General features: G+C 46.5%; 16 protein-coding genes and 1 pseudogene. 10 read left to right on the top strand and 7 right to left on the bottom strand.

Going from position 1 to position 24,031, the window contains the following annotated elements:
- Positions 1–414: 414 nt before the first annotated feature.
- From KHO06_RS04060 to KHO06_RS04015, 10 genes and pseudogenes are all read left to right on the top strand, one after another.
- Complete coding sequence (locus tag KHO06_RS04060) at positions 415–2,097, top strand: ABC transporter substrate-binding protein (protein WP_212582132.1); 1,683 nt, start codon at positions 415–417, stop codon at positions 2,095–2,097.
- A 170-nt stretch (positions 2,098–2,267) separates the two neighbouring features.
- Positions 2,268–3,254: an ABC transporter permease gene (locus KHO06_RS04055; protein ID WP_005425282.1), complete on the top strand. Its 987-nt coding sequence runs from the start codon at positions 2,268–2,270 to the stop codon at positions 3,252–3,254.
- A gap of 2 nt (positions 3,255–3,256) precedes the next feature.
- On the top strand, positions 3,257–4,282 hold the full coding sequence (locus KHO06_RS04050) for an ABC transporter permease (RefSeq protein WP_212582131.1): 1,026 nt from the start codon (positions 3,257–3,259) through the stop codon (positions 4,280–4,282).
- A 2-nt stretch (positions 4,283–4,284) separates the two neighbouring features.
- A complete protein-coding gene (locus KHO06_RS04045) occupies positions 4,285–5,268 on the top strand; it encodes an ABC transporter ATP-binding protein (RefSeq protein WP_005425284.1) in 984 nt (327 codons plus the stop codon).
- A gap of 48 nt (positions 5,269–5,316) precedes the next feature.
- A complete protein-coding gene (locus tag KHO06_RS04040; protein ID WP_012128843.1) occupies positions 5,317–6,312 on the top strand; it encodes an ABC transporter ATP-binding protein in 996 nt (331 codons plus the stop codon).
- A gap of 71 nt (positions 6,313–6,383) precedes the next feature.
- A complete protein-coding gene (locus KHO06_RS04035) occupies positions 6,384–8,123 on the top strand; it encodes a glycoside hydrolase family 9 protein (RefSeq protein WP_212582130.1) in 1,740 nt (579 codons plus the stop codon).
- A 2-nt stretch (positions 8,124–8,125) separates the two neighbouring features.
- Entirely contained in the window at positions 8,126–9,016 is an 891-nt protein-coding gene (locus KHO06_RS04030; RefSeq protein ID WP_005531763.1) for an N-acetylglucosamine kinase, read from the top strand.
- An 8-nt stretch (positions 9,017–9,024) separates the two neighbouring features.
- Positions 9,025–10,944, top strand: coding sequence for a family 20 glycosylhydrolase (locus KHO06_RS04025; protein WP_212582129.1), 1,920 nt, complete (start codon positions 9,025–9,027; stop codon positions 10,942–10,944).
- A gap of 86 nt (positions 10,945–11,030) precedes the next feature.
- Positions 11,031–13,438: pseudogene (locus tag KHO06_RS04020) on the top strand (N,N'-diacetylchitobiose phosphorylase).
- A gap of 124 nt (positions 13,439–13,562) precedes the next feature.
- Positions 13,563–14,975 (top strand): phosphoglucomutase/phosphomannomutase family protein, encoded by a 1,413-nt coding sequence (locus KHO06_RS04015; RefSeq protein ID WP_212582128.1) that lies wholly within the window; start codon positions 13,563–13,565, stop codon positions 14,973–14,975.
- A gap of 93 nt (positions 14,976–15,068) precedes the next feature.
- Here the strand turns inward: KHO06_RS04015 and KHO06_RS04010 are convergent, their stop codons facing one another.
- From KHO06_RS04010 to acnB, 7 genes are all read right to left on the bottom strand, one after another.
- Entirely contained in the window at positions 15,069–16,100 is a 1,032-nt protein-coding gene (locus tag KHO06_RS04010; RefSeq protein ID WP_005425293.1) for an ABC transporter ATP-binding protein, read from the bottom strand.
- The gene (locus KHO06_RS04005; RefSeq protein ID WP_212582127.1) at positions 16,100–17,725 is read right to left on the bottom strand and encodes an iron ABC transporter permease; all 1,626 of its coding nucleotides are present in this window, start codon (positions 17,723–17,725) and stop codon (positions 16,100–16,102) included. The genes KHO06_RS04010 and KHO06_RS04005 overlap by 1 nt, the downstream gene beginning before the upstream one ends.
- A 99-nt stretch (positions 17,726–17,824) precedes the next feature.
- Positions 17,825–18,838, bottom strand: coding sequence for a Fe(3+) ABC transporter substrate-binding protein (locus tag KHO06_RS04000; protein ID WP_005446300.1), 1,014 nt, complete (start codon positions 18,836–18,838; stop codon positions 17,825–17,827).
- 153 nt (positions 18,839–18,991) lie between these two features.
- A complete protein-coding gene (locus KHO06_RS03995; protein ID WP_045395328.1) occupies positions 18,992–20,221 on the bottom strand; it encodes an ammonium transporter in 1,230 nt (409 codons plus the stop codon).
- A gap of 25 nt (positions 20,222–20,246) precedes the next feature.
- Entirely contained in the window at positions 20,247–20,585 is a 339-nt protein-coding gene (locus KHO06_RS03990) for a P-II family nitrogen regulator (protein ID WP_005439398.1), read from the bottom strand.
- A 188-nt stretch (positions 20,586–20,773) separates the two neighbouring features.
- Positions 20,774–21,142 (bottom strand): YacL family protein, encoded by a 369-nt coding sequence (locus KHO06_RS03985; protein WP_212582126.1) that lies wholly within the window; start codon positions 21,140–21,142, stop codon positions 20,774–20,776.
- A gap of 292 nt (positions 21,143–21,434) precedes the next feature.
- Positions 21,435–24,023 (bottom strand): bifunctional aconitate hydratase 2/2-methylisocitrate dehydratase, encoded by a 2,589-nt coding sequence (acnB, locus tag KHO06_RS03980; RefSeq protein ID WP_038885755.1) that lies wholly within the window; start codon positions 24,021–24,023, stop codon positions 21,435–21,437.
- Positions 24,024–24,031 lie beyond the last annotated feature (8 nt).

Below are 24,031 nucleotides of genomic sequence, written 5' to 3'. Positions count from 1 at the left end.
ATTTCACCTAGTTAATTAACAAAATTTTCAGGTGTGAGCCAGATCGCCAATACCGTACAACAACAGAAAACACTGACCGGTATTTACCAAGCGGGTAAGTAACCACTAACACACAACATTAATGAGGATATAAACTGCGACGCATATCAACGTTTATTTTTTCATCTGGATTGACTTAAAAACAAGCAAAATGACGTTTATGACGTAGTTGATGTGGTTTTTAACGTTTTTAACGGGAATCGAGTTTGATTATTTTGTGGATAAGGTGTTTTCTTACTCCTGCCTAAGGCCTACAGGCCACTCTTAGAGCGACGCAAATTGAAGTGAAGCAAAGAGGTGGGCCTTAGAGAGTGTTTATCAATTGATGACATTCAATTCCATTAGTGAAATGAAAGCAAATAGTAAGGAACAGCTATGCTTGCCAATATTAAAAAAACAGCACTAGCAACAGCAATTATTGCAACGGCTACTACAGGTTTTGCATCAGTAGCTACAGCCGCTGAGCGCAGTGAACTGACTATCCACCCTAAAGAGTTTACAACTTTTGTTCGTAACTTTAACCCTTTCTTGGGTGCAACTAACCTGCACACAACTACTGACTTTATCTACGAGCCGCTAGTTGTTTTCAACGAAATGCACGGCAACACGCCAGTATTCCGTCTAGCAGAAAACTTCCAAATGTCTGACGACCTAATGAGCGTAACTTTCGATATTCGTAAAGGCGTGAAATGGTCTGACGGTCAAGCGTTTACCGCTGATGACGTTGTTTACTCTTTCAACCTAGTTAAAGATAAGCCAGAACTAGACCAATCTGGTATCAACTCTTGGGTTACTGGCGTAGAGAAAGTTAACGATTACAAAGTTAAATTCCGTCTAAGCGAAGCAAACTCAAACGTTCCTTACGAAATTGCTAAAGTACCTGTCGTACCTAAGCACGTATGGAGCAAAGTGAAAGATCCTTCAACGTTCACGAACGAAAACCCAGTAGGTACTGGTCCATTTACAGAGATCGACACTTTCACTCCGCAACTATACATCCAGTGTGAAAACCCGAACTACTGGGATGCAGCGAACCTAGACGTTGACTGTCTGCGTGTTCCTCAAATCGCGAACAATGACCAGTTCCTAGGTAAGATTGTTAACGGCGAAATGGACTGGACTTCTTCATTCGTTCCAGACATCGACCGCACTTACGCAGCAGCGAGCCCTAAACACCACTACTGGTACCCGCCAGCAGGTACTCAAGCGTTCGTAGTAAACTTCAAGAACCCAGATGCAGCGAAAAACGAAGCACTAACTAACGTTGACTTCCGTCGCGCATTCTCTATGGCTCTTGACCGTCAAACTATCATTGATATCGCATTCTACGGCGGCGGTACAGTGAACGACTTCGCATCTGGTCTTGGCTACGCATTCGAAGCTTGGTCTGACGAGAAGACTCACGACAAGTACAAAGGTTACAACTCGTACAACGCTGAAGGTGCTAAGAAGCTTCTAGCGAAAGCTGGCTTTAAAGATGTAAACAAAGACGGTTTCGTTGACACGCCATCTGGTAAGTCTTTCGAGCTACTAATCCAATCTCCAAACGGTTGGACTGACTTCAACAACACTGTACAGCTTGCTGTTGAGCAACTTGCAGAAGTAGGCATCAAAGCACGTGCTCGTACACCAGACTTCTCTGTGTACAACCAAGCAATGCTTGAAGGTACTTACGACGTTGCGTACACCAACTACTTCCACGGTGCAGACCCATACACTTACTGGAACAGTGCTTACAACTCAGCACTACAATCTGGTGACGGTATGCCTCGCTTCGCGATGCACTTCTACAAGAACGACAAGCTAGATGGTCTTCTAAACAGCTTCTACAAGACAGCTGACAAGCAAGAGCAGCTAGAAATCGCTCACGGTATTCAGCAAATCATCGCTCAAGACCAAGTGACTATCCCTGTGATGTCTGGTGCTTACATGTACCAATACAACACAACTCGCTTCACTGGTTGGTGGAACGAAGAAAATCCTAAGGGCCGTCCAAACATTTGGGCTGGTATCCCAGAACGTCTACTTCACGTACTGGACCTAAAACCAGTTAAATAAGTAGAAGTTCATTTCTAGCGGCACACATCCCGTGTGCCGCCTATAAAAATCCCCTTGTTACTAAACCAACATATGGCGCTCGTCGTCAGGGGATTTTTCGCTCTAAATTTCGCTAGGAGCGACCTGAAACCAGAAACAGGGAAAAAATCTGGGTGAGTAAGGTGTGAGTTATGGGTTATTTTTTAAGACGTTTGTCGTTCTATCTTGTCGCGCTCTTGGTTGCAGCGACGTTAAACTTCATTATTCCGCGAGCAATGCCTGGTGACCCAGTTACCATGATGTTTGCTAACGCATCAGTACAGGTAACGCCAGAGCGAATCGCAGCAATGAAAGAACTGCTGGGTTTCGTAGATGGTCCAATCTACATTCAGTACCTGTCGTACATCAAAAACATTCTAAGCTGGGAGCTAGGTACTTCTATCCAGTTCTACCCGCTTTCAGTTAACTCTCTACTAGGTGGCGCATTCGGTTGGTCATTGTTCCTAGCAGGTACTGCAGTTGTACTATCATTCTCGATTGCTTCTGTACTAGGTATCTTCGCAGCTTGGAAACGTGGTAGCCGATACGATGCATTCGTAACACCGGGCACACTGATCATTCAAGCGATTCCACAAATGGTTATCGCGATGCTAGCGCTGTTCATCTTTGCCATCGGTCTTAAGTGGTTCCCATCAGGCTACGCCTACACCCCGGGTACTGTGCCAGATTGGACAAGCTGGGAGTTCCTAAAAGACGTGGGTTACCACGCTATTCTTCCATTGTTCTGTGCGACGATTGTTCAGATTGGTGGCTTCCTAGTAAACATGCGTAACAACATGATCAACCTTCTTGCTGAAGATTACATCACAATGGCAAAAGGTAAGGGTCTGAGCGAAAACCGAGTAGTATTCAACTACGCAGCTCGTAACGCACTTTTACCAAGTGTAACCGCACTTTCAATGTCTCTAGGTATGGCAATCGGTGGTCAGCTAATCATCGAGATGATCTTCAACTACCCAGGTCTAGGTACGGTTCTTCTAAACGCAATTCACGCACGTGACTACCAAGTACTTCAAGGTCAGTTAATCATCATGACGATGTTCATGCTGTGCTTCAACCTAATGGCTGACATGCTGTACATGATTCTAGACCCTCGCCTACGTAAGGGAGGCAAATAATCATGAAAGAACTATTTAAACTGATTTTAGGTAACGCGTTCGCACGTGTTGGTTTGGCAATTATCTCAGTATTCATCTTTGTGGCAGTAGCTGCACCTTTGATTACTCAACACGCGCCAGACAAACGTACTGGTAACCCACACGAATACCCTGGCTTTGTTGTAAAACAAGCACAAAACAACCCTGATGGCTGGGTTGCAAAAAACCTAGCAGATGATCGTCGTACGCTGCTTATGTCGAAAAAGGCAGACCACGTTCTAGGTACATCTCGTATGGGTCGTGACATCTGGTCTCAAGTTGCTTACGGCGCTCGAGTATCGCTGGGTGTGGGTTTTGGTGCGGGTGTTATCGTGTGTTTCTTAGCAACAGTCATTGGTATCTCAGCAGGTTACTTCGGCGGCCGTGTCGATGACGTACTGAGTGCTGCAATGAACATCATGCTGGTTATCCCACAGTTACCACTACTGTTCGTACTCGCTGCGTTTATCGGGGAGGCAGGACCGCTCACCATTGCATTGATTATCGCCGGGACCTCCTGGGCTTGGGGTGCACGTGTTGTGCGAGCTCAAACCATGGCACTACGAGAAAAAGAATTCGTTAAAGCCGCAGAGGTTCTTGGTGAATCATCCATGCGTATCATCTTCGTTGAGATTTTGCCAAACCTTATCCCAATCGTAGGCGCAAGCTTCATCGGTTCAGTAATGCTAGCAATTAACACAGAAGCGGTAATTTCGTTCCTAGGTCTAGGCGATGCAAACACTATCAGCTGGGGCATCATGCTGTACAACGTACAGACTTCATCAGCGATGCTTATCGGCGCATGGTGGGAAGTACTAGCTCCTTGTATTGCACTGACTCTACTGGTGACTGGCCTTGCTCTACTGAACTTCGCAGTCGATGAAATTGCCAACCCGCAGCTTCGTTCTCACAAAGGTATGAAGCGCTGGAAGAAAATGGCAGAACAAGACAAGAAAGAACGTGAGCCAGAATTGGCACCACAAAATGCACTATGGAGCGGAGATAAATAATCATGACTGCACCACTAATTTCTATCCGTAACCTATGCGTGGACTACATTACAGACGCGGGCGATGTCCGCGCTTGTAACAACGTCAGCTTCGACATTGCACCAGGCGAAGTATTTGGCCTAGCTGGTGAATCAGGCTGTGGTAAATCAACCGTTGCATTCTCGCTAATGCGCCTTCATAAGCCGCCAGCGTTTATCACCGGTGGTGAGGTTATTTTCAATGGTGAAGATATCCTCAAATACAGCGATGAGCGTATGCAGTCGTTTCGCTGGAGCGAAATGTCGATGGTATTCCAAAGTGCGATGAACGCTTTGAACCCAGTACTGACGATGGAAGAGCAGTTCTGTGACGTAATCATGCGTCATACCAACATGACTCGCGCTCAAGCCAAAGTACGTGCAGAAGGTCTATTGGAAATCGTAGATATCCACCCTAGCCGTTTGAGCGATTACCCGCACCAGTTCTCTGGTGGTATGCGTCAGCGTCTGGTTATCGCTATCGCTTTGGCTCTGAACCCGAAAATGATCATCATGGATGAACCTACTACAGCGCTAGACGTGGTGGTTCAACGTGAAATTCTGCAAAAGATTTACGCGCTTAAAGAAGAATTTGGCTTCTCGATTCTGTTCATCACCCATGACTTGTCATTGATGGTCGAGTTCTCTGACCGCATCGGCATCATGTACTCGGGTGAGCTAATTGAAGTTGCACCTTCTAAGCAAATTTTGGAAAGTCCTTACCACCCTTACACCAAAGGTTTGGGTAGCTCTTTCCCTCCACTAACTGGTCCTAAGACCAAATTAACTGGTATTCCGGGCAACCCTCTGAACTTACTAGAAGTTCCACAAGGCTGCCGCTTCCAAGCTCGCTGTGACCGCGTTCACGAAGCTTGTACACGAGTACCGACTCAGCTACGTCAAATTGAACCTGGTCGTCTCTCAAACTGCCACTTGTACGGCGACACCATTGCTCAAGCTAAGGTTTAACAACAAAAAATAACGCTAGCTAAGAAGAAAATTACACTGGAGAGAATTATGAGCAAACAATTCGGCGAACTGCTGATTGAAGGTAAAAATGTCGTTAAGGACTTCCCTTTAAACAGTAACTCAATCAAGCAATCTAAGATGCGTGCAATCAACGACGTATCTTTCAAAATGTACAAAAGCCGCGGTTTGTCAGTAGTAGGTGAATCTGGTTCAGGTAAATCTACTACCGCAAAAATGATTGCGAAAATGTACGCACCAACGGATGGCATCATCGAGTACAAAGGTCGTGATATCCAAGACATCACCTCTCGTCACGATTTGATGACTTACCGCGAAGGCGTGCAAATGGTATGGCAAGACCCGTTTGGCTCGCTAAACCCAACACACAACATCTTCCACCATATTGCTCGCCCACTGTTGATCCACAAGAAGGTTTCACCGGGCAACAAGAAGGAACTGGAAGAGCGAGTGTACGACCTACTAGAACAAGTTGGTCTGATTCCGCCAAAAGAGACCGCGCAAAAGTTCCCACACCAGCTTTCTGGTGGTCAGCGCCAACGTGTGAACTTGGCTCGTAACATTGCGGTCGGCGCAGAAGTTGTTCTGGCTGACGAACCAACGTCAATGCTCGACGTTTCAATTCGTGCCGGTGTTCTTAACCTGATGGAAGAGATGAAGTTTGAGAAGCAAATGTCTCTGCTTTATATCACTCACGACATCGCAACAGCGCGCTACATCGCTGAAGATCTCGCGGTTATGTACGTGGGCCACATGGTTGAATGGGGTGATACAGAGGAAATCATTCATGATCCTCAACACCCGTACACGCAGCTACTGGTTTCAGCAGTGCCAGATCCATCGAAGTCAATCCACGAGAAACTGAAAGGCAACAAAGGTGAAATCCCGCTGTGGACACCAGAATCCGTGGGCTGTCCATTCGCTGGGCGCTGTGTTCATGCCACAGAAAAATGTCGCGAGCGACTGCCTGGTGTGACGCAACTGTCCGATAACCACTTTGTTCGTTGTTACTTATTCGAAGATTAATCATAACGAGGGTCAGGCATCAACCTGACCCCTTTTTCCCTTTATATTTTATTGTTTCCCGGAGAAATTGAATGCTGCTACTGACTAACCATATTGGTTATGAGCGTCTGGGCCCTAAAAAAGCGATCATCCAGACGAGCCGATCACGCCTGTCTTCTTATACGGCTTTATTGGTTTGCGCCAATAGTCATCAGACGGTTGCCACCCTAACCGTAGAGAAGCAAGGCAAAGTAGCGAACTGGCATCAAGGTCATTTCTACCTGATCGACTTTTCTTCATTTAATACTCCAGGTCACTACTATCTTCGTTTCGATCATTTACGCTCATCTCACTTTGAGATCGGCGAACACATTCTTCTCGATCACACTCTATCCGATGTGATCCACTATTTTAAATCGCAACGCTGTGGCGGTATTTTCGATCAACAAGATCGTCAAGCACCACTACTTAACTCTAACGAGATGGCGGATGTTCATGGCGGTTGGTATGACGCATCAGGTGACGTCAGCAAATACCTAAGCCACTTGTCCTATGCCAATTACCTCAACCCTCAACAAACCCCTATGGTGGTTTGGAATATGTTGAAAGGTTTGTCTCTGCTCCAAGGCAACGAGAAACTGGCTAAATTCACAGCAACTCGTCTCATTGAAGAAGCACTATTCGGCGCTGATTTCCTTGTCCGTATGCAAAACGAAAAAGGCTTTTTCTACATGACGGTGTTCGACAAGTGGAGTAAAGATACAGCTCAACGTGAAATCTGCGCCTACGAAACTCAACTTGGTCATAAGTTTGATGACTACCAAGCTGGTTACCGACAAGGAGCCGGCGTTAGCATTGCGGCATTAGCATCAGCAGCACGCCTAGACTTCCACGGTGAGTTCGACCAACAAAAATATCGCAATGCGGCAGAAAATGGCTATTGGCATCTAAAAGAACACAACACCCAATATCTAAACGATGGTGAAGAGAACATCATCGATGAATACTGCGCACTGCTTGCCGCTGTCGAGCTATTCAAAACAACGAAAGAAGCACGCTACCTAGAGGAAAGCCGCTTGTGGGCAAAACGTCTTTCAGCTCGTCAAACAAGTGATGAACACATTCAACACTTCTGGACTGCGAACCAAGATGGCAGTCGACCGTACTTCCATGCAGCCGAAGCGGGGCTTCCTGTTATCGCACTATGTGAGTACTTGTCGATTGAAGACGACTCTGAGCGCGCATCATCAGTAAAACAAACCATCAATAACGCTTGTGAATTTGAAGTTTCTATCACCAACAAAGTGAAGAACCCATTTGGCTACCCTCGCCAATATGTAAAAGGTGTGGATGAAGCCAAACGTGACGCATTTTTCGTGGCGCACAACAACGAGTCCGGTTATTGGTGGCAAGGTGAGAATGCTCGTTTAGGTTCACTGGCAACCATGGCGTATTTAGCACAACCTTTTATCGAGTCAGAAATTCTAAAACAACAGCTTTCTAAACTTGCACAAGATTCTATCAACTGGATTGTGGGTCTAAACCCGTACGACATGTGTATGTTGGACGGTCATGGCCGCAATAACCCTGATTACCTTCCTCAATATGGTTTCTTCAACGCAAAAGGTGGCGTGTGTAACGGCATCACTGGCGGTTTCGAAGATGAGGAAGACATTGCATTTAATCCACCAGCACAAAAAGACGACATGCTTCAAAACTGGCGCTGGGGAGAACAATGGATCCCACATGGTGCTTGGTACCTACTCGCCGTAATGAGTCAGGCTCAGCACATCTCAACTTTAGCAACCAATCAAGCATTGAAGGAGCAATAAACATGGGGATGTATTTTGTAGGTATTGATGGCGGCGGCACCTCATGTCGCGCTCGTATCAAAGACGCACAAGGCAACTTCATCGGCGAAGCAAAAAGTGGCAGTGCCAACATTATGTTGGGAGCAGAAGTCGCAATGGCATCGATTCTAGAATCTATTGCTTCAGCAGCACAGCAAGGCGGCCTAACTCAACAAGACTTTGCCTCAATGCACGTAGGTTTAGCGCTTGCGGGGGCTGAACATAAAACTTCTTGGCAAGCATTCATGGCTTTAGAACATCCTTTTGCCAGTATGACACTCAACACTGACGCATACGGTGCTTGTATCGGCGCACACAATGGTGAAGATGGCGCAATCATGATTGCAGGAACCGGTTCTTGCGGCATTTTCCTTAAAGGCCTTGAGCAACATGTCGTCGGTGGGCGTGAATTCCCAATCTCAGATCAAGGTGGCGGTGCAGTCATGGGGCTGCGTCTGATCCAACAAGTATTACTAGCAGAAGATGGCATCCGTGAAAAAACACCTCTAGCCGCACACGTCATGAATCATTTTGAAAATGACGTCGACAACGTGGTGGCGTGGTCTAAACAGGCTTTGCCTCGCGATTACGGTCAATTTTCTCCTGCTATTTTCCAACATGCAGAACAAGGTGACGTGTTGGCAATAGAAATGCTTAAGCAAACCGCAGCGGATATTGAGATGTTTTTAGTGGCTTTGAATAAGCGCGGTGCAACTCGTATTTGTTTGATGGGTAGCATTGCCGAGCGAATCTTGCATTGGTTATCTCCACCGGTCCAACAATGGGTGGTAGAGCCTCAGTTTGATGCGATTGAAGGAGCCATTATGTTTGCTGGCAAACCAGAGCATAACCTTTACTCAGTGAGTGTCGAGTAGGAGTGAAGATGGAATACCGTGTTGATTTAGTGGTCCTTTCTGAGCAAAAACAAAACTGCCGCTTCGGACTCACCTTTCATAACTTGAGTGACCAAGACCTAAACAGCTGGAGCTTAACTTTTGCTTTTGATCGCTACATCCTTCCTGATAGCGTTTCAAATGGCCACCTGACTCAAGTTGGTAGCTTTTGTACGCTCAAGCCTGAGGGCATGGTACTGGCAGCCAACCACCACTATTACTGTGAATTTAGTATTGGCTCCAACCCATTCCGTTATTACTCGGATGGCTTTAACGAAGCGATGATCGACTTTGTGGTTGATGGTACTCCTCAACGTGCACAAGTGGATGTCACTCCTATCGTTCTCGCTTCACCGTATCGTGAACGCAGTGAGATTCCTGCAAGCTTGACACATGCTCAACCTTTACTGCCTAAGCCAAATCATATTGAAGTTAGCGATCACTCTTTTACCTTTGATGAGCAAGCTGGTGTCGCGATTTATACCGACTTAGCCACTTCTGCCAAATCGTGGTTACAGGATGAGTTGAAGCGAATCTATCAATTTGAGCTACCTTCTTCAAACAGCGGAAAAATCCTGTTCAAAAGTAATCCAACCTTGGATGAAGGCACCTACAAGCTAAAAGTCTCTGAAGAGTCGATCAAGATCGAAGCTGGCTCTTCGTCAGGTTTTACTCATGCTTGCGCGACCTTATTGCAACTTCTAAAACGAGACGAAACGACCAATACCATGGACGTGGTGTGTTGCTCTATTAAAGACAGCCCTCGTTTTCGCTACCGCGGCATGATGCTGGACTGTGCTCGCCATTTCCATTCAGTTGAGGAAGTAAAACGTCTGATCAACTTGTTGGCGCATTACAAGTTCAACACGTTCCATTGGCATCTCACTGATGATGAAGGCTGGCGCATCGAGATCAAATCTCTGCCTCAGCTTACGGATATTGGTGCATGGCGCGGTATTGATGACACCATCGAACCGCAATACACCCATTTATCTCAACGCTACGGCGGCTTCTATACGCAAGAAGAAATCAAAGACGTTATCGAATTTGCAGCGCAACGCGGCATCACCATCATTCCTGAAATTGATGTTCCTGGTCATTGCCGCGCGGCAATCAAGGCTCTGCCACACCTATTGGTTGAAGCAGAAGACACCACTGAGTATCGCAGTATTCAGCACTACAACGACAACGTCATCAACCCTGCTCTGCCGGGTAGCTACGAGTTTATAGACAAGGTACTTGAAGAAATCGCAGCGCTCTTCCCTGCCCCATATGTTCACATTGGTGCAGACGAAGTGCCTAATGGAGTCTGGTCGAAAAGTCCCGCTTGCCAAGCGTTTATGGAGAAGTTGGGTTACACCGATAACAAAGAACTGCAAGGCCACTTCCTACGTCATGCTGAAGACAAACTGCGCAAACTGGGTAAACGTATGCTGGGTTGGGAAGAAGCTCAACACGGCAACAAAGTCAGCAAAGATACGGTGATCTACTCATGGCTAAGCGAAGAAGCGGCATTGCACTGTGCTCGCCAAGGCTTCGATGTAGTGCTGCAACCCGCACAAACCACTTACCTAGATATGACCCAAGACTACGCACCTGAAGAACCGGGCGTGGACTGGGCAAATCCACTGCCACTAGAAAAAGCTTACAACTACGAGCCGTTAGCAGAAGTCCCTGCTGACGACCCAATCAGAAAACGCATTTGGGGCATTCAAACCGCTCTATGGTGCGAAATCATCAACAACCCATCGCGCATGGACTACATGATTTTCCCTCGCCTGACTGCCATGGCAGAAGCATGTTGGACTGAAAAACAACACCGCGATTGGACCGACTATTTATCACGTTTGAAAGGTCACCTTCCTCTGCTCGACTTGCAGGGAGTGAATTACCGCAAACCGTGGAAGTAATACCAAGCCAGATGCCAACGCATCACGCTTAAAGAGTTTTTAAATTTTTGGCTGCAGGCGCAGCTTAGTAAAAAGGAAATACACAAATGAAATACGGCTATTTCGATAACGAGAATCGCGAGTACGTCATCACTCGCCCTGACGTACCAGCACCATGGACAAACTACCTAGGTACTGAGAAGTTCTGTACGGTTATCTCGCACAACGCGGGTGGCTACTCGTTCTACAACTCTCCAGAATACAACCGTGTTACTAAATTCCGTCCAAATGCGACATTCGATCGCCCAGGACACTACGTTTACCTACGTGATGATGAGACAGGTGATTACTGGTCAATCTCTTGGCAACCAGTTGCGAAAAGCCTTGACGAAGCAAACTACGAAGTTCGCCACGGTTTGTCTTACTCTAAGTTCAAATGTGAATACAGCGGTATTACCGCAACAAAAACACTGTTCGTGCCAAAAGGCGAAGACGCTGAAATCTGGGATGTAGTGATTAAAAACACCTCAGATAAGCCACGTACGATCAGCGCATTCTCATTTGTTGAGTTCTCATTCAGCCACATTCAATCTGATAACCAAAACCATCAGATGTCTCTGTACTCTGCTGGTACGTCATACAACGAAGGTGTGATTGAGTACGACCTGTACTACAACACCAACGATTTCGAAGGTTTCTACTACCTAGCTTCAACGTTTGACCCAGATTCGTACGACGGTCAACGTGACAGCTTCCTGGGTCTATACCGTGACGAAGCAAACCGCTAGCGGTAGAACAAGGTAAGTGTTTCAACACAGCACAAACGTGTTACAACCACTGTGGCTCTCTGCACAAGCAATTCACTATCCAACCGGGTGAAGAAGTTCGTTTTGCTTACATTCTAGGTATCGGTAAAGGCAACGGTGAGCGTCTACGTGCTAAATACCAAGACCTTGCAGAAGTCGACAACGCATTTGCAGGCATCAAAGCACACTGGGATGAGCGTTGTGGCAAGTTCCAAGTGAAATCGCCAAACGAAGGTCTAGACACCATGATCAACGCTTGGACACTGTACCAAGCGGAAACTTGTGTGGTGTGGTCTCGTTTTGCTTCATTCATCGAAGTTGGTGGTCGTACTGGTCTTGGTTACCGCGATACAGCGCAAGATGCGATCTCAGTTCCTCATGCTAACCCTGCAATGACGCGTAAACGTATCGTTGACCTGCTACGCGGCCAAGTGAAAGCGGGTTACGGTCTACACCTATTCGATCCAGATTGGTTCGATCCAGAGAAAGCAGATGTTAAACCATCTAAATCTCCAACCGTAGTTCCAACACCTTCTGATGAAGACAAGATTCACGGCATCGAAGACACGTGTTCTGATGACCACCTATGGCTAGTACCAACCATCTGTAAGTACGTAATGGAAACCGGTGAGCATAGCTTCTTCGACGAAGTGATCCCTTACGCAGATGGCGGTGATGCGAGCGTTTATGACCACATGAAAGCAGCGCTAGACTTCTCTGCGGAGTACGTGGGTCAAACCGGTATCTGTAAAGGTCTGCGTGCAGACTGGAACGACTGTCTAAACCTAGGTGGTGGTGAATCTTCAATGGTGTCGTTCCTACACTTCTGGGCACTGCAAGAGTTCATCGACCTAGCGAAATACCTAGGTAAAGAAGCCGACGTTGAAAAATACACGGAAATGGCAGCAAACGTGCGTGAAGCGTGTGAAACACACCTTTGGGACGACGAAGGCGGTTGGTACATCCGCGGTCTGACGAAGAATGGCGACAAGATCGGTACTGCGCAACAAGCAGAAGGTCGAGTACACCTAGAGTCAAACACGCTTGCGGTACTTTCTGGTGCGGTATCTCAAGAGCGCGGTGAAAAAGCGATGGACGCAGTCGATGAGAACCTCTTCTCTGAATACGGCCTTCACCTAAACTCACCATCTTTTGCAACACCAAATGATGACATCGGCTTCGTAACTCGCGTTTACCAAGGCGTAAAAGAGAACGGTGCAATCTTCTCGCATCCAAACCCATGGGCTTGGGTTGCTGAAGCGAAACTGGGTCGTGGTGACCGTGCAATGAAATTCTACGATGCACTAAACCCATACAACCAGAACGACATCATCGAAAAACGTATTGCAGAACCTTACTCATACGTGCAGTTCATCATGGGTCGTGACCACCAAGATCACGGTCGTGCAAACCACCCATGGTTAACAGGTACATCTGGCTGGGCTTACTTCGCGGTTACCAACTTTATCCTTGGTGTGCGTACAGGCTTCGATGGTCTGACTATCGATCCATGTATCCCAAGAAACTGGCCAGGTTTCGAAGTGACTCGCCAATGGTTAGGCGCAACGTACAACATCAAAGTGGTTAACCCAGACTCAGTAAGCAAAGGCGTTAAGTCAATTACTGTGAACGGTGAAGCAGTAAATGGTGCATCTGTACCAGTTCAAGCGGAAGGTTCAGTAAACGAAGTTATCGTTACTCTAGGTTAATCATCTTTAGGGGAGTTCTTCTCCCCTTTTGATTTATCCGATGCACTTGAGATTGATGAGTGCATCGGTTCGCTAGCAAAGATTTAAGAGGCGGTGGGATGCCGCTCTTATCGAGGATCGAATCATGATCAAATTTGGTACAGGCGGTTGGCGTGCATTTATTGGTGAGGAGTTCACCAAAGATAATGTACGCTCAGTGGCTCAAGCAGTAGCAAACATTACCAACAACGAATCCGCTGCTGATCGCGGCTTTGTCATCGGCTATGACCGTCGTTTTCTTTCTGATAAAGCTGGTCGCTGGTTTGCAGAAGTATTAGCAGCAAACGGTATTGTGGTTAGCTTTATCGACAAGTTTGTCCCAACGCCTATCGTAATGTTTAAAGCGAAGGAAATGGGCTGCGCGTACTCTGCATGTATTACCGCATCGCACAACCCAGCCGATTACAACGGTATTAAAGTCTTCATTGAAGGCGGTCGTGACGCAGATGAAATCATCACCCAAAAAATTGAATCACAAATCGCTACGCTAACTGCGCAAGATGTTAAAAGCGTCGATTTTGAGCAAGCGGTTGAAGACAAGCTGATTCAAATCATTAACCCAATGAACGAGTTTGTTGACTCAATCATCGACTTTATCGACATCGAAGCGATCAAAAAAGCGAATCTACGCGTGTTGATCGACCCTATGTTTGGTGTTGCGAAAAACGCGCTACAAACCGTGCTGATCAACGGCCGTTGTGAAGTCGACGTGATCAACGACGGCAAAAACCCAGATTTCGGTGGCTTAATGCCATCACCAAGTGCTGCAACCCTTTACCGCTTGATGCACCTAGTGGAACAAGAAGGCTATGATATCGGTATCGGTACCGATGGCGACGCAGACCGTCTTGGTATTATCGACGAGAAAGGTAACTTCATTCATCCAAATGAAGTACTACTGCTGCTTTACTACTACCTACTTGAATACAAAGGCTGGACAGGCTCAGTGGTACGTAACATCGCAACCACTCACCTGTTGGATAAAGTTGCAGAAGATCACGGCGAGAAATGCTTTGAGGTTCCGGTAGGCTTTAAGCACATCAGTTCTCAAATGGAAGCTGACGATTCACTGATTGGCGGTGAAAGCTCTGGCGGCCTAACTATTCGCGGCCACATCAAAGGTAAAGACGGCGTATTCGCATCAAGCCTATTGGTAGAAATGATTTCAGTAACTGGCAAAAAGCTGTCCGAGTTGCTGGATGAGATCTACGGCAAGTACGGTTATGCCTACATGGCGGAAGGCGATTGCAAATTCAAACCGGCGCAAAAAGAAGTACTGTTCAACAAGATTTATGTTGAGAAGCAGTTGCCTGAGTTTGAGTTTGAAATCGAAAAAGTCAGCTACGAAGATGGTGCGAAAGTCTACTTCAAGAACGGCGGTTGGATCATCGCTCGCTTCTCAGGTACTGAACCATTACTACGAATTTTTGCAGAGATGCAAGATAAAGACACTGCAGAACGTGTTCTTCAACAGTTTAAAGACTTCTTGTCTCTATAACTGACACCTTGTGCCCGCTTCGAGCACATTACCTATAGGTGAAGAACACTTGCCCGGCATTAACGCCGGGCCTTTTCTATTGGGGCAACCAAATTAGGCGAAAGCTAGCACGCCTTGCGTTTCCACTTTTACCGTCACACTATCACCAACATTCAACGCTTGAGTTGAAGTTGCTAACAGTCGGTCACCATTGACATCAATCACGTAGCGGCAGTGGTCACCCATAAAGTGCTGCTCAAGTACTTTTACTGCACTCTCTTCATCCGCCGCGATTTGAACATGTTGAGGACGTAACAGTAATGCACATTCAGCATCCACTTGGATTTCTTGCTGAGCATTAGCTTCCACCACACCGAGATGAGTTTCAAATTCACTGTCAGAAATGCGCTTCGCAGCAAGGTAACTACCACCACCTAAGAAGTCTGCGACAAACTTACTTGAAGGTTGGTAGTAAAGTTCCGATGCCGTGCCATACTGTTCGATCACACCATGATTCATGACTGCCATCTTATCGGCAAAAGCAAACGCTTCTTCACGACTGTGAGTAACGAAAATCGCGGTTACGCCTTGCTCTTTAAAGATCTTGCGAATTTCACGGATCAGTTCATGACGAACTTGAGTGTCGATATTGGAAAATGGTTCATCCAACAACAGAAGATCCGGTTTGTAAGCCAGTGAACGGGCAATCGCCACGCGCTGCTGCTGACCACCAGAAAGTTGGTGAGGATAACGATCACCGTAACCTTTAAGGTGAACCAAGCCGAGCATTTCTTCTACTTTGAGGAGCTTTTGCTGCGCCGTTTCATTTTTCAAGCCAAAAGCAATGTTTTCTGCCACGGTCAGGTGCGGAAATAAGGCGTAGTCTTGGAAGATCATACCAATATTACGCTGCTCTGGTGGTAACCAGTTTTCGCCGTCATCAATAGTCAGGCAGTTCAAACTCATTTGACCTGAACTCAGAGGAAGCAGGCCTGCAATGGCTTTCAAAAGCGTTGTCTTACCGCAACCACTCGCGCCAAGCAAGCACACGATCTGCCCTTGTTCCACTTCTAAAGAAAGCGATTCAAGGACGGTCTGATCGTCATACTGACAAGTTAGGTTTTTAATGGATAGTGCGCAGCTCATCAGTGATTTTGCTCCAGTGAACGGTTAACAACAACAAGCGGGATTAACCCAACAAGGACCAGTAATACTGCTGGTAGAGCAGCAAGTTCCAAATGCTCGTCCGAGGCGAAGTTGTACACATACGTCGCCAAGGTTTCAAAGTTAAATGGTCGCAGTAGTAGTGCAGCATTGAGCTCTTTCATCGACTCAATAAACACCAACAAACCAGCAATTAGGGCACCACGCTTAACCAGAGGGAAGTGCACTCGCCAAAGCATGGTATTAGGCGTACAGCCCATGGTACGGGAAGCCATATCCAGTGACGGAGAGATCTTATTTAAGTTACTTTCGACACTACCAATCGCCACAGCGGAGAAGCGCACCACCATCGCGAAAATCAGCGCAAACATAGAGCCAGAGAAAATAAGCCCAGGTCTGCCCCATTCCATCGCTTTAGCAATATCGTTAACACGGTGATCCATAAATAGCACTGCAACCATCACACCGATAGCCAGCACCGTACCAGGGACGGCATAACCCAACGAAGACAGACGCATGAAAGCTAAACTTGAACGACTGCCATTAACGCGTTGGCTGAAATTCACAGTCAAAGCAATCGCAACACCGATGATGGCAGCCACGACTGACACCACCAAACTGTTCCATGCATATTCACGAAACTCCGGTGTCCAACTTTGTGCAAAGTAAGTAATCGCGTAATCAATTAACTGTAGCAATGGGAAGATGAACGCAATAGCAACCAACCCCCAACACCAAATCAACGCGCCCCATTTTCGCCAACCTTGAAGTTCATAGCGGAAGTCTTCATGACTGTTAAACTGGCTTTGAAATAGCTTTTGCTTGCGGCGGCTATAGCGCTCTGCGCTCAGTAATAGCACCACGATCATCAACATCATTGCAGAGATCTTCGCGGCTGCATTTAGGTTCGAGTAGCCTAGCCAAGTATCGTAAACCGCCGTAGTAAGGGTGTTCACTGCAAAATAGCTGACGGTGCCGAAGTCACCAATGGTTTCCATTGCAACCAGAGACAGGCCAACAGCGATAGAAGGCCTTACAAGGGGTAAAGAGATGCGCCAAAAACTTTCCCAAGGAGAACACTTCAATAAGCGTGCACTTTGTAGCAAAGAAACGTTCTGCTCCATAAATGCCGCTCGACAAAGCAAGTAAACATATGGGTAAAGAACAAGAGAAAGAACGAAAGTTGCACCGCTCAAAGTACGGATATCTGGGAACCAATATTCGCCCGGTCCCCATCCGGTTATATCACGCAAGAAGATTTGAATCGGCCCAGCAAAATCAAACCAATCCGTAAAAATGTAACCAATGATATAACCCGGCATCGCGAGCGGCAGAACTAATGCCCACTGCAGCCACTTCTCAGTTGGCAATTTACACATCGCCATAAACCAAGCACTTGGAATACCGAGAATTAAAGAAAGGAGCATCACACCAGCAGTCAGAACTACGGTGTTATAGATGTAGGTAGGCATGACCGTCGACATCAAGTGTGTGAACAGGTCATCCGTCTCGCCAATGGCGGTATAGAAGATCGCTAAGATCGGCAAAACCAGTAACAGGGTAATCACCCCACTACTGGTTTTCCATAGAGAATGTTTATTCTTCATTGCCTAAATACTGCAAGGCTGTATGAAATACAAATGCGGCTGCAAATACATCTCATATCCTTTAATCAAATGGGGGTATAGTTATACCCCCACATGGAATTAAAGGTCAAATTTCACTTCATCTAGTAGCTTAATTGCCGCTTCGTGGTGAGAAGCAATGTCATCTAGAGAAATCGTATCTGCTTTGAAGTCACCCCAAGATTCCACAAGTTCAGAACGCTTAACGCCTTCCTTCACTGGGTACTCGTAGTTTACTTCTGCGTACATTTGCTGCGCTTTGTCACCCGTTAGGAATTCCATCAGCTTCACAGCGTTGTCTTTGTTTGGAGAGAATTTCGCCATCGCCATACCAGAGATGTTTACGTGCGTACCTGTTGTCTCTTGGTTAGGGAAGTTGATGTATACCGCATCAGCCCAAGCTTTTTGCTCTTTGTCGTTAACCATCTTACCTAGGTAATAGCTGTTACCTAGAGAAACGTCACATAGACCTTCTTTGATTGCTTTAACTTGAGCACGGTCGTTACCTTGAGGCTTGCGAGCTAGGTTCGCTTTTACGCCTTCTAGCCATTCTTTTGTCTCTGCTTCACCGTGGTGTGCGATCATAGAAGACACTAGAGATACGTTATAAGGGTGCTTACCGCTACGAGTACAGATTTTGCCTTTGAATTCTGGCTTCGCTAGATCTGCGTAGTTGAAGTCGTTACCTAGTTTGCCAACACGGTCACGTGAAGAGTAAACGTTACGAGTACGTAGAGTCAGAGCAAACCACTCGTTTTCTTTGTCTTGGTACTGTGCTGGTACGTTTTCTTCGATGATTTTGCTGTCTACCTTTTGAACTAGACCTTTGTTAGTCAGTTCAGCAAGACGGCTGATATCTGTAGTAAGGATTACGTCAGCTGGGCTGTATTCGCCTTCTTGAGCCAACTTCTCTGCTAGGCCTTTTTTGGCAAACTTCACGTTTACTTTAATGCCAGTTTCTTTAGTGAACTCGTTGAACATTGGTTCAACTAGGAAAGGTTGACGGTAAGAGTAGACGTTCACTTCTTCAGCAGCCATTGCTGTTGGAGCCAGAGTAGCGCAAGTAATCGCTGAAAGAGTTAGCAGTTTTTTCATTGTTTAATCCTTTACCATGCTAATGATAACGTTTATCAGTTGCGTTATTATATGCATGTTCAATAAGAAAACAATGATGCTGCACAAAAAAACCTGCTCTTTCGAGCAGGTTATTGACTGTTTACTTTGTAACTAATTGTTTCGATATGTCGATTATTTCACAGTTACGAATTCTGGGTAAGCGCCGACACCACAGTCGTGCATATCCATCCCTTCTAGCTCTTCGTCTTCCGATACTCGAATGCCAATGGTTGCTTTCAAGATAGCCCATACCACTAGGCTTGCACCGAACACCCAAGCAAAGATAACAGCCGCACCTAGAAGCTGTGCACCAAACGTTGCATCACCGTTGCTTAGTGGTACAACCATAAGACCGAAGAAACCACACACACCGTGCACTGAAATTGCACCTACTGGATCATCAATCTTAATCTTATCCAAGCCAATGATGCTGAATACTACTAGCGCACCTGATACCGCACCAATCGCCACAGCATAAAGCGGTGATGGAGATAGAGGGTCAGCCGTGATAGCAACAAGACCAGCTAACGCACCGTTCAGAATCATAGTCAGGTCTGCTTTGCCCCAAGTCGTTTTACATACTAGTAGTGCCGCGATTGCACCTGCTGCCGCTGCAGCGTTTGTATTAAGGAAGATTTGGCCTACCGCTGTTGCGTTTTCAAAATCAGATACCATCAGCTGAGAACCGCCATTGAAGCCGAACCAACCAAACCAAAGGATAAAGGTACCCAATGTTGCTAGAGGCATGTTTGAACCAGGAATTGGGTAGATTTCGCCGTTTTTACCGTATTTACCTTTACGAGCACCCAGAAGTAATACACCTGCAAGAGCTGCTGCTGCACCCGCCATATGAACGATACCTGAGCCTGCGAAGTCACTAAAGCCAGCTTCTGATAGGAAGCCACCACCCCAAGTCCAGTAACCTTCCATTGGGTAGATAAATGCCGTCAGTACCGCTGAGAAGATTAGGAAAGACCAAAGCTTCATGCGCTCTGCAACCGCGCCAGATACTACCGACATTGCTGTTGCTACGAATACGACTTGGAAGAAGAAATCCGACTCTAGAGAGTGGTCGGCTCCTTCAGCCTGTGTGCCGATTAGCGCACCAAATGATGGCAACCAACCGCCTTCACCGTTATCGACATACATAATGTTGTAGCCAACCAATAGGAACATGGTACAAGCGATCGCGTAAAGACAAATGTTTTTAGTTAGAATTTCTGTTGTGTTTTTAGAGCGAACTAAGCCCGCTTCTAGCATGGCAAAGCCTGCAGCCATCCACATTACCAACGCACCGGAAATGAGGAAGAAAAAGGTGTCGAGTGCGTAACGTAATTCAGTTACTGTTGTTGTTAATTCCATGATAATTCTCCAATCCCTTGAATTCTTAAAGTGCTTCTGCGTCCATTTCACCAGTACGAATACGTACTGCTTGATTTAGGTCGTAGACAAAAATCTTACCGTCACCAATCTTGCCGGTTTGAGCGGCTTTAGTGATGGCTTCTACCACGCGCTCCACATTGTCTGCATGTGTTGCGATTTCTAGTTTTACTTTTGGTAGAAAGTCGACTTGATACTCGGCGCCACGGTATAGCTCCGTGTGGCCTTTCTGACGACCAAAACCTTTAACCTCTGATACTGTCATCCCTTCAATACCGACATCAGCCAATGCTTCACGTACATCGTCTAACTTAAAAGGTTTTATAATGGCATTAATGATTTTCATTGAATCTTCTCCGCAGCTTTCATCCTGAAACACTTTTAATAATCCAAGCGGCGTGCCAACTTTTTATCTCATTGATTTATATGAACTTAGTAAAAATAACAATCTTATAAACAAAAAGGGCGCACCATATCGGTGCGCCCTTTTCACAAATATAAGGCAATCCCACTTCAACTACCCAAAACTGTGCATTAAATGTTCAAAAAGTCTTTCCATTGCTCTATCAGGGTACAAAAGTCCTCAATACCACAACTTGCTGTACTCTCTGCATCGTAGAAGTCAAACTCGCTTTCCATTTCCACTTCATACTCATGGCCCAGTGCGTTTTCTTGCACTAGCACCTCATCACCGTGGATCATCAAACTGATCTCTGCACCAGTTAATCTATGCTCTTGAGATGGCGAAGAAAATGCCTGATCAATTACAGCTTCAACTTGCGCAATTTTCGCTGGGTCTTTACCAATTTCTTCTTGCAACCAACGACCTACAATCTCATGCCCCATGCTGCATTTGACATAGTATTCGCCCATCAATGTGTTGCGGATGAATTCAAACTCCATCGTGATCGCCTTTTCGTATCAATTTGGTGCGGAGTATACAGGGAGATTTGAGATGGGAGAAGCGGGACACGGGACACGGGACACGGGACACGGGACACGGGACACGGGACACGGGACACGGTTTCATTTTTTCTTTTGAGGGGCAAATATTATCAACGTGTTTTGAGCCCTTACGTTTATCTTTAATATTCCAGCGCTTACCTCCCGATTCCTAGAGCGCAGCTTTCTGCAAAGAAAAAAGCGCCCACCAAATGGTGGGCGCTTAATCAAGTATTAGCAAAGCTCGCTAAAATTATGCTGGCTCTTGGAAGATAACCTCTGCCGCTTTCTTGGTGTACTCATCCATCTTGTGGAAGTTCAAGTAACGGTAAGTATCTGCAGCTGTCGCATCGATTTGCTTCGCGTATTCCAAGTACTCTTCCTTCGTTGGAATCTTACCTAGAATTGCACCAACCGCCGCTAGCTCAGCTGAAGCAAGGTATACATTTGCACCTGTACCTAGACGGTTCGGGAAGTTACGCGTTGAAGTCGACATTACTGTTGCTTTGTCTGCTACACGTGCTTGGTTACCCATACATAGCGAACACCCAGGAGTTTCAATACGAACACCTGCGCGGCCGTAAATACCGTAGTAACCTTCTTCCGTAAGTTGATCGCGGTCCATCTTCGTTGGTGGCGCTACCCATAGACGAGTATCTAGTTGACCACCGAATTGCTCTAGCAGTTTACCTGCTGCACGGAAGTGACCAATGTTAGTCATACAAGAACCGATGAATACTTCATCAATCTGTGTGCCTTGCACTTCAGACAGAAGACGCGCGTCATCTGGATCGTTTGGTGCACATAGAATTGGTTCGTGAATATCCGCTAGGTCGATTTCGATGATGTGCGCGTATTCCGCGTCTGCATCCGCTTCCATCAACTCTGGGTTAGCCAACCACTCTTCCATCGCAGTGATACGACGCTCAATAGTACGACGGTCGCCGTAACCTTCCGAGATCATCCACTTAAGCATGGTGATGTTTGAGTTTAAGTATTCCTCGATAGACTCTTGAGATAGCTTAACTGTACAACCTGCCGCTGAACGCTCTGCTGACGCATCTGATAATTCGAATGCCTGCTCAACCGTTAGGTGCTCAACACCTTCGATTTCTAGTACGCGACCAGAGAACTCGTTAATCTTACCTGCTTTCTCAACCGTCAATAGACCTTGTTGAATTGCGTAGTAAGGAATCGCATGCACAAGGTCACGTAGTGTGATACCTGGCTGCATTTCACCTTTAAAGCGCACCAAAATTGACTCTGGCATATCCAGTGGCATAACACCTGTCGCTGCAGCGAATGCAACAAGACCGGAGCCTGCTGGGAATGAAATACCTAGCGGGAAACGAGTATGCGAGTCACCACCTGTACCTACAGTATCAGGCAGAAGCATACGGTTTAGCCATGAGTGGATTACACCATCACCCGGACGAAGTGATACACCGCCACGGTTCATGATGAAGTCAGGTAGAGTATGGTGCGTGTTTACATCGACTGGTTTTGGATACGCAGACGTGTGACAGAATGACTGCATCACAAGATCAGCTGAGAAGCCCAGACACGCAAGGTCTTTTAGCTCATCACGAGTCATAGGACCGGTTGTATCTTGAGAGCCAACTGTGGTCATCTTAGGCTCACAGTATTGGCCTGCGCGTACACCTTCAACGCCACATGCCTTACCTACCATCTTCTGAGCTAGTGTGTAACCTTTGTCAGATTCTGAAGGATCAACTGGCTTAGCAAACAGGTCTGTTTCTTCTAGGCCCAGTGATGCACGAGCACGGCTTGTTAGGCCACGACCAATGATAAGTGGAATACGACCACCAGCACGAACTTCATCAAGCAGTACTTTGCTCAGTTCAAAGCTAGAGATCTCTTCACCGTTTTTACGTACAACGCCTTCGTATGGGAAGATATCAATGACATCACCCATGTTCATGTTCTGTACGTCTAGTTCGATTGGGAGTGCGCCAGAGTCTTCCATTGTGTTGTAGAAGATAGGAGCAATCTTACCGCCTAAACAGATACCACCAGTGCGCTTGTTTGGTACGTATGGGATATCTTCACCCATAAACCAAAGCACTGAGTTAGTCGCTGACTTACGAGAAGAGCCAGTACCAACAACATCACCCACGTAGGCTAGTGGGATGCCATCTTTTTGTAGCTCTTCAATCTGATTAATAGGACCAACGCTGCCTGGTTGATCTGGCACGATGCCATCACGTTCCATCTTCAGCATCGCTTTTGCGTGTACTGGGATATCAGGACGAGACCAAGCATCTGGTGCTGGAGACAAGTCATCAGTGTTGGTTTCACCAGTAACTTTAAATACTTTAACAGTAATCTGTTCCGCGACTTTCTTCTTCGATGTGAACCATTCTGCGTCTGCCCATGATTGCAGGACTTGTTGCGCGAATGCGTTGCCAGCTTTGGCTTTCTCTTCAACATCATAGAAAGCATCAAACATCAGTAGGGTATGAGATAACGCTTTAACTGAGATTGGTGCCAGTAGGTCATCATCTAGGAATTCAACTAGAGGCGCGATGTTGTAACCGCCTTGCATCGTACCTAGTAACTCAGCCGCTTTTTCACGGCTTACTAATGGTGATTCCACTTCACCTTTTGCTACCGCCGTTAGGAAACCCGCTTTTACATAAGCAGCTTCATCTACACCCGGTGGGATACGGTTCTCTAGTAGGTCAAGAATAAAGGCTTCTTCACCTTGTGGGGGATTTTTCAGAAGTTCAACAAGTCCAGCAACTTGTTCAGCGTCTAGCGGTTTAGGAACAACTCCTTCGGCAGCACGCTCTTCGACGTGTTTACGGTAGGCTTCAAGCACGACTTTTT

Origin of the sequence: Vibrio sp. B1FIG11 (assembly GCF_905175335.1) — a bacterium.
GTDB lineage: Bacteria > Pseudomonadota > Gammaproteobacteria > Enterobacterales > Vibrionaceae > Vibrio > Vibrio campbellii.
This window is presented reverse-complemented; position numbering and strand designations above follow the sequence as displayed.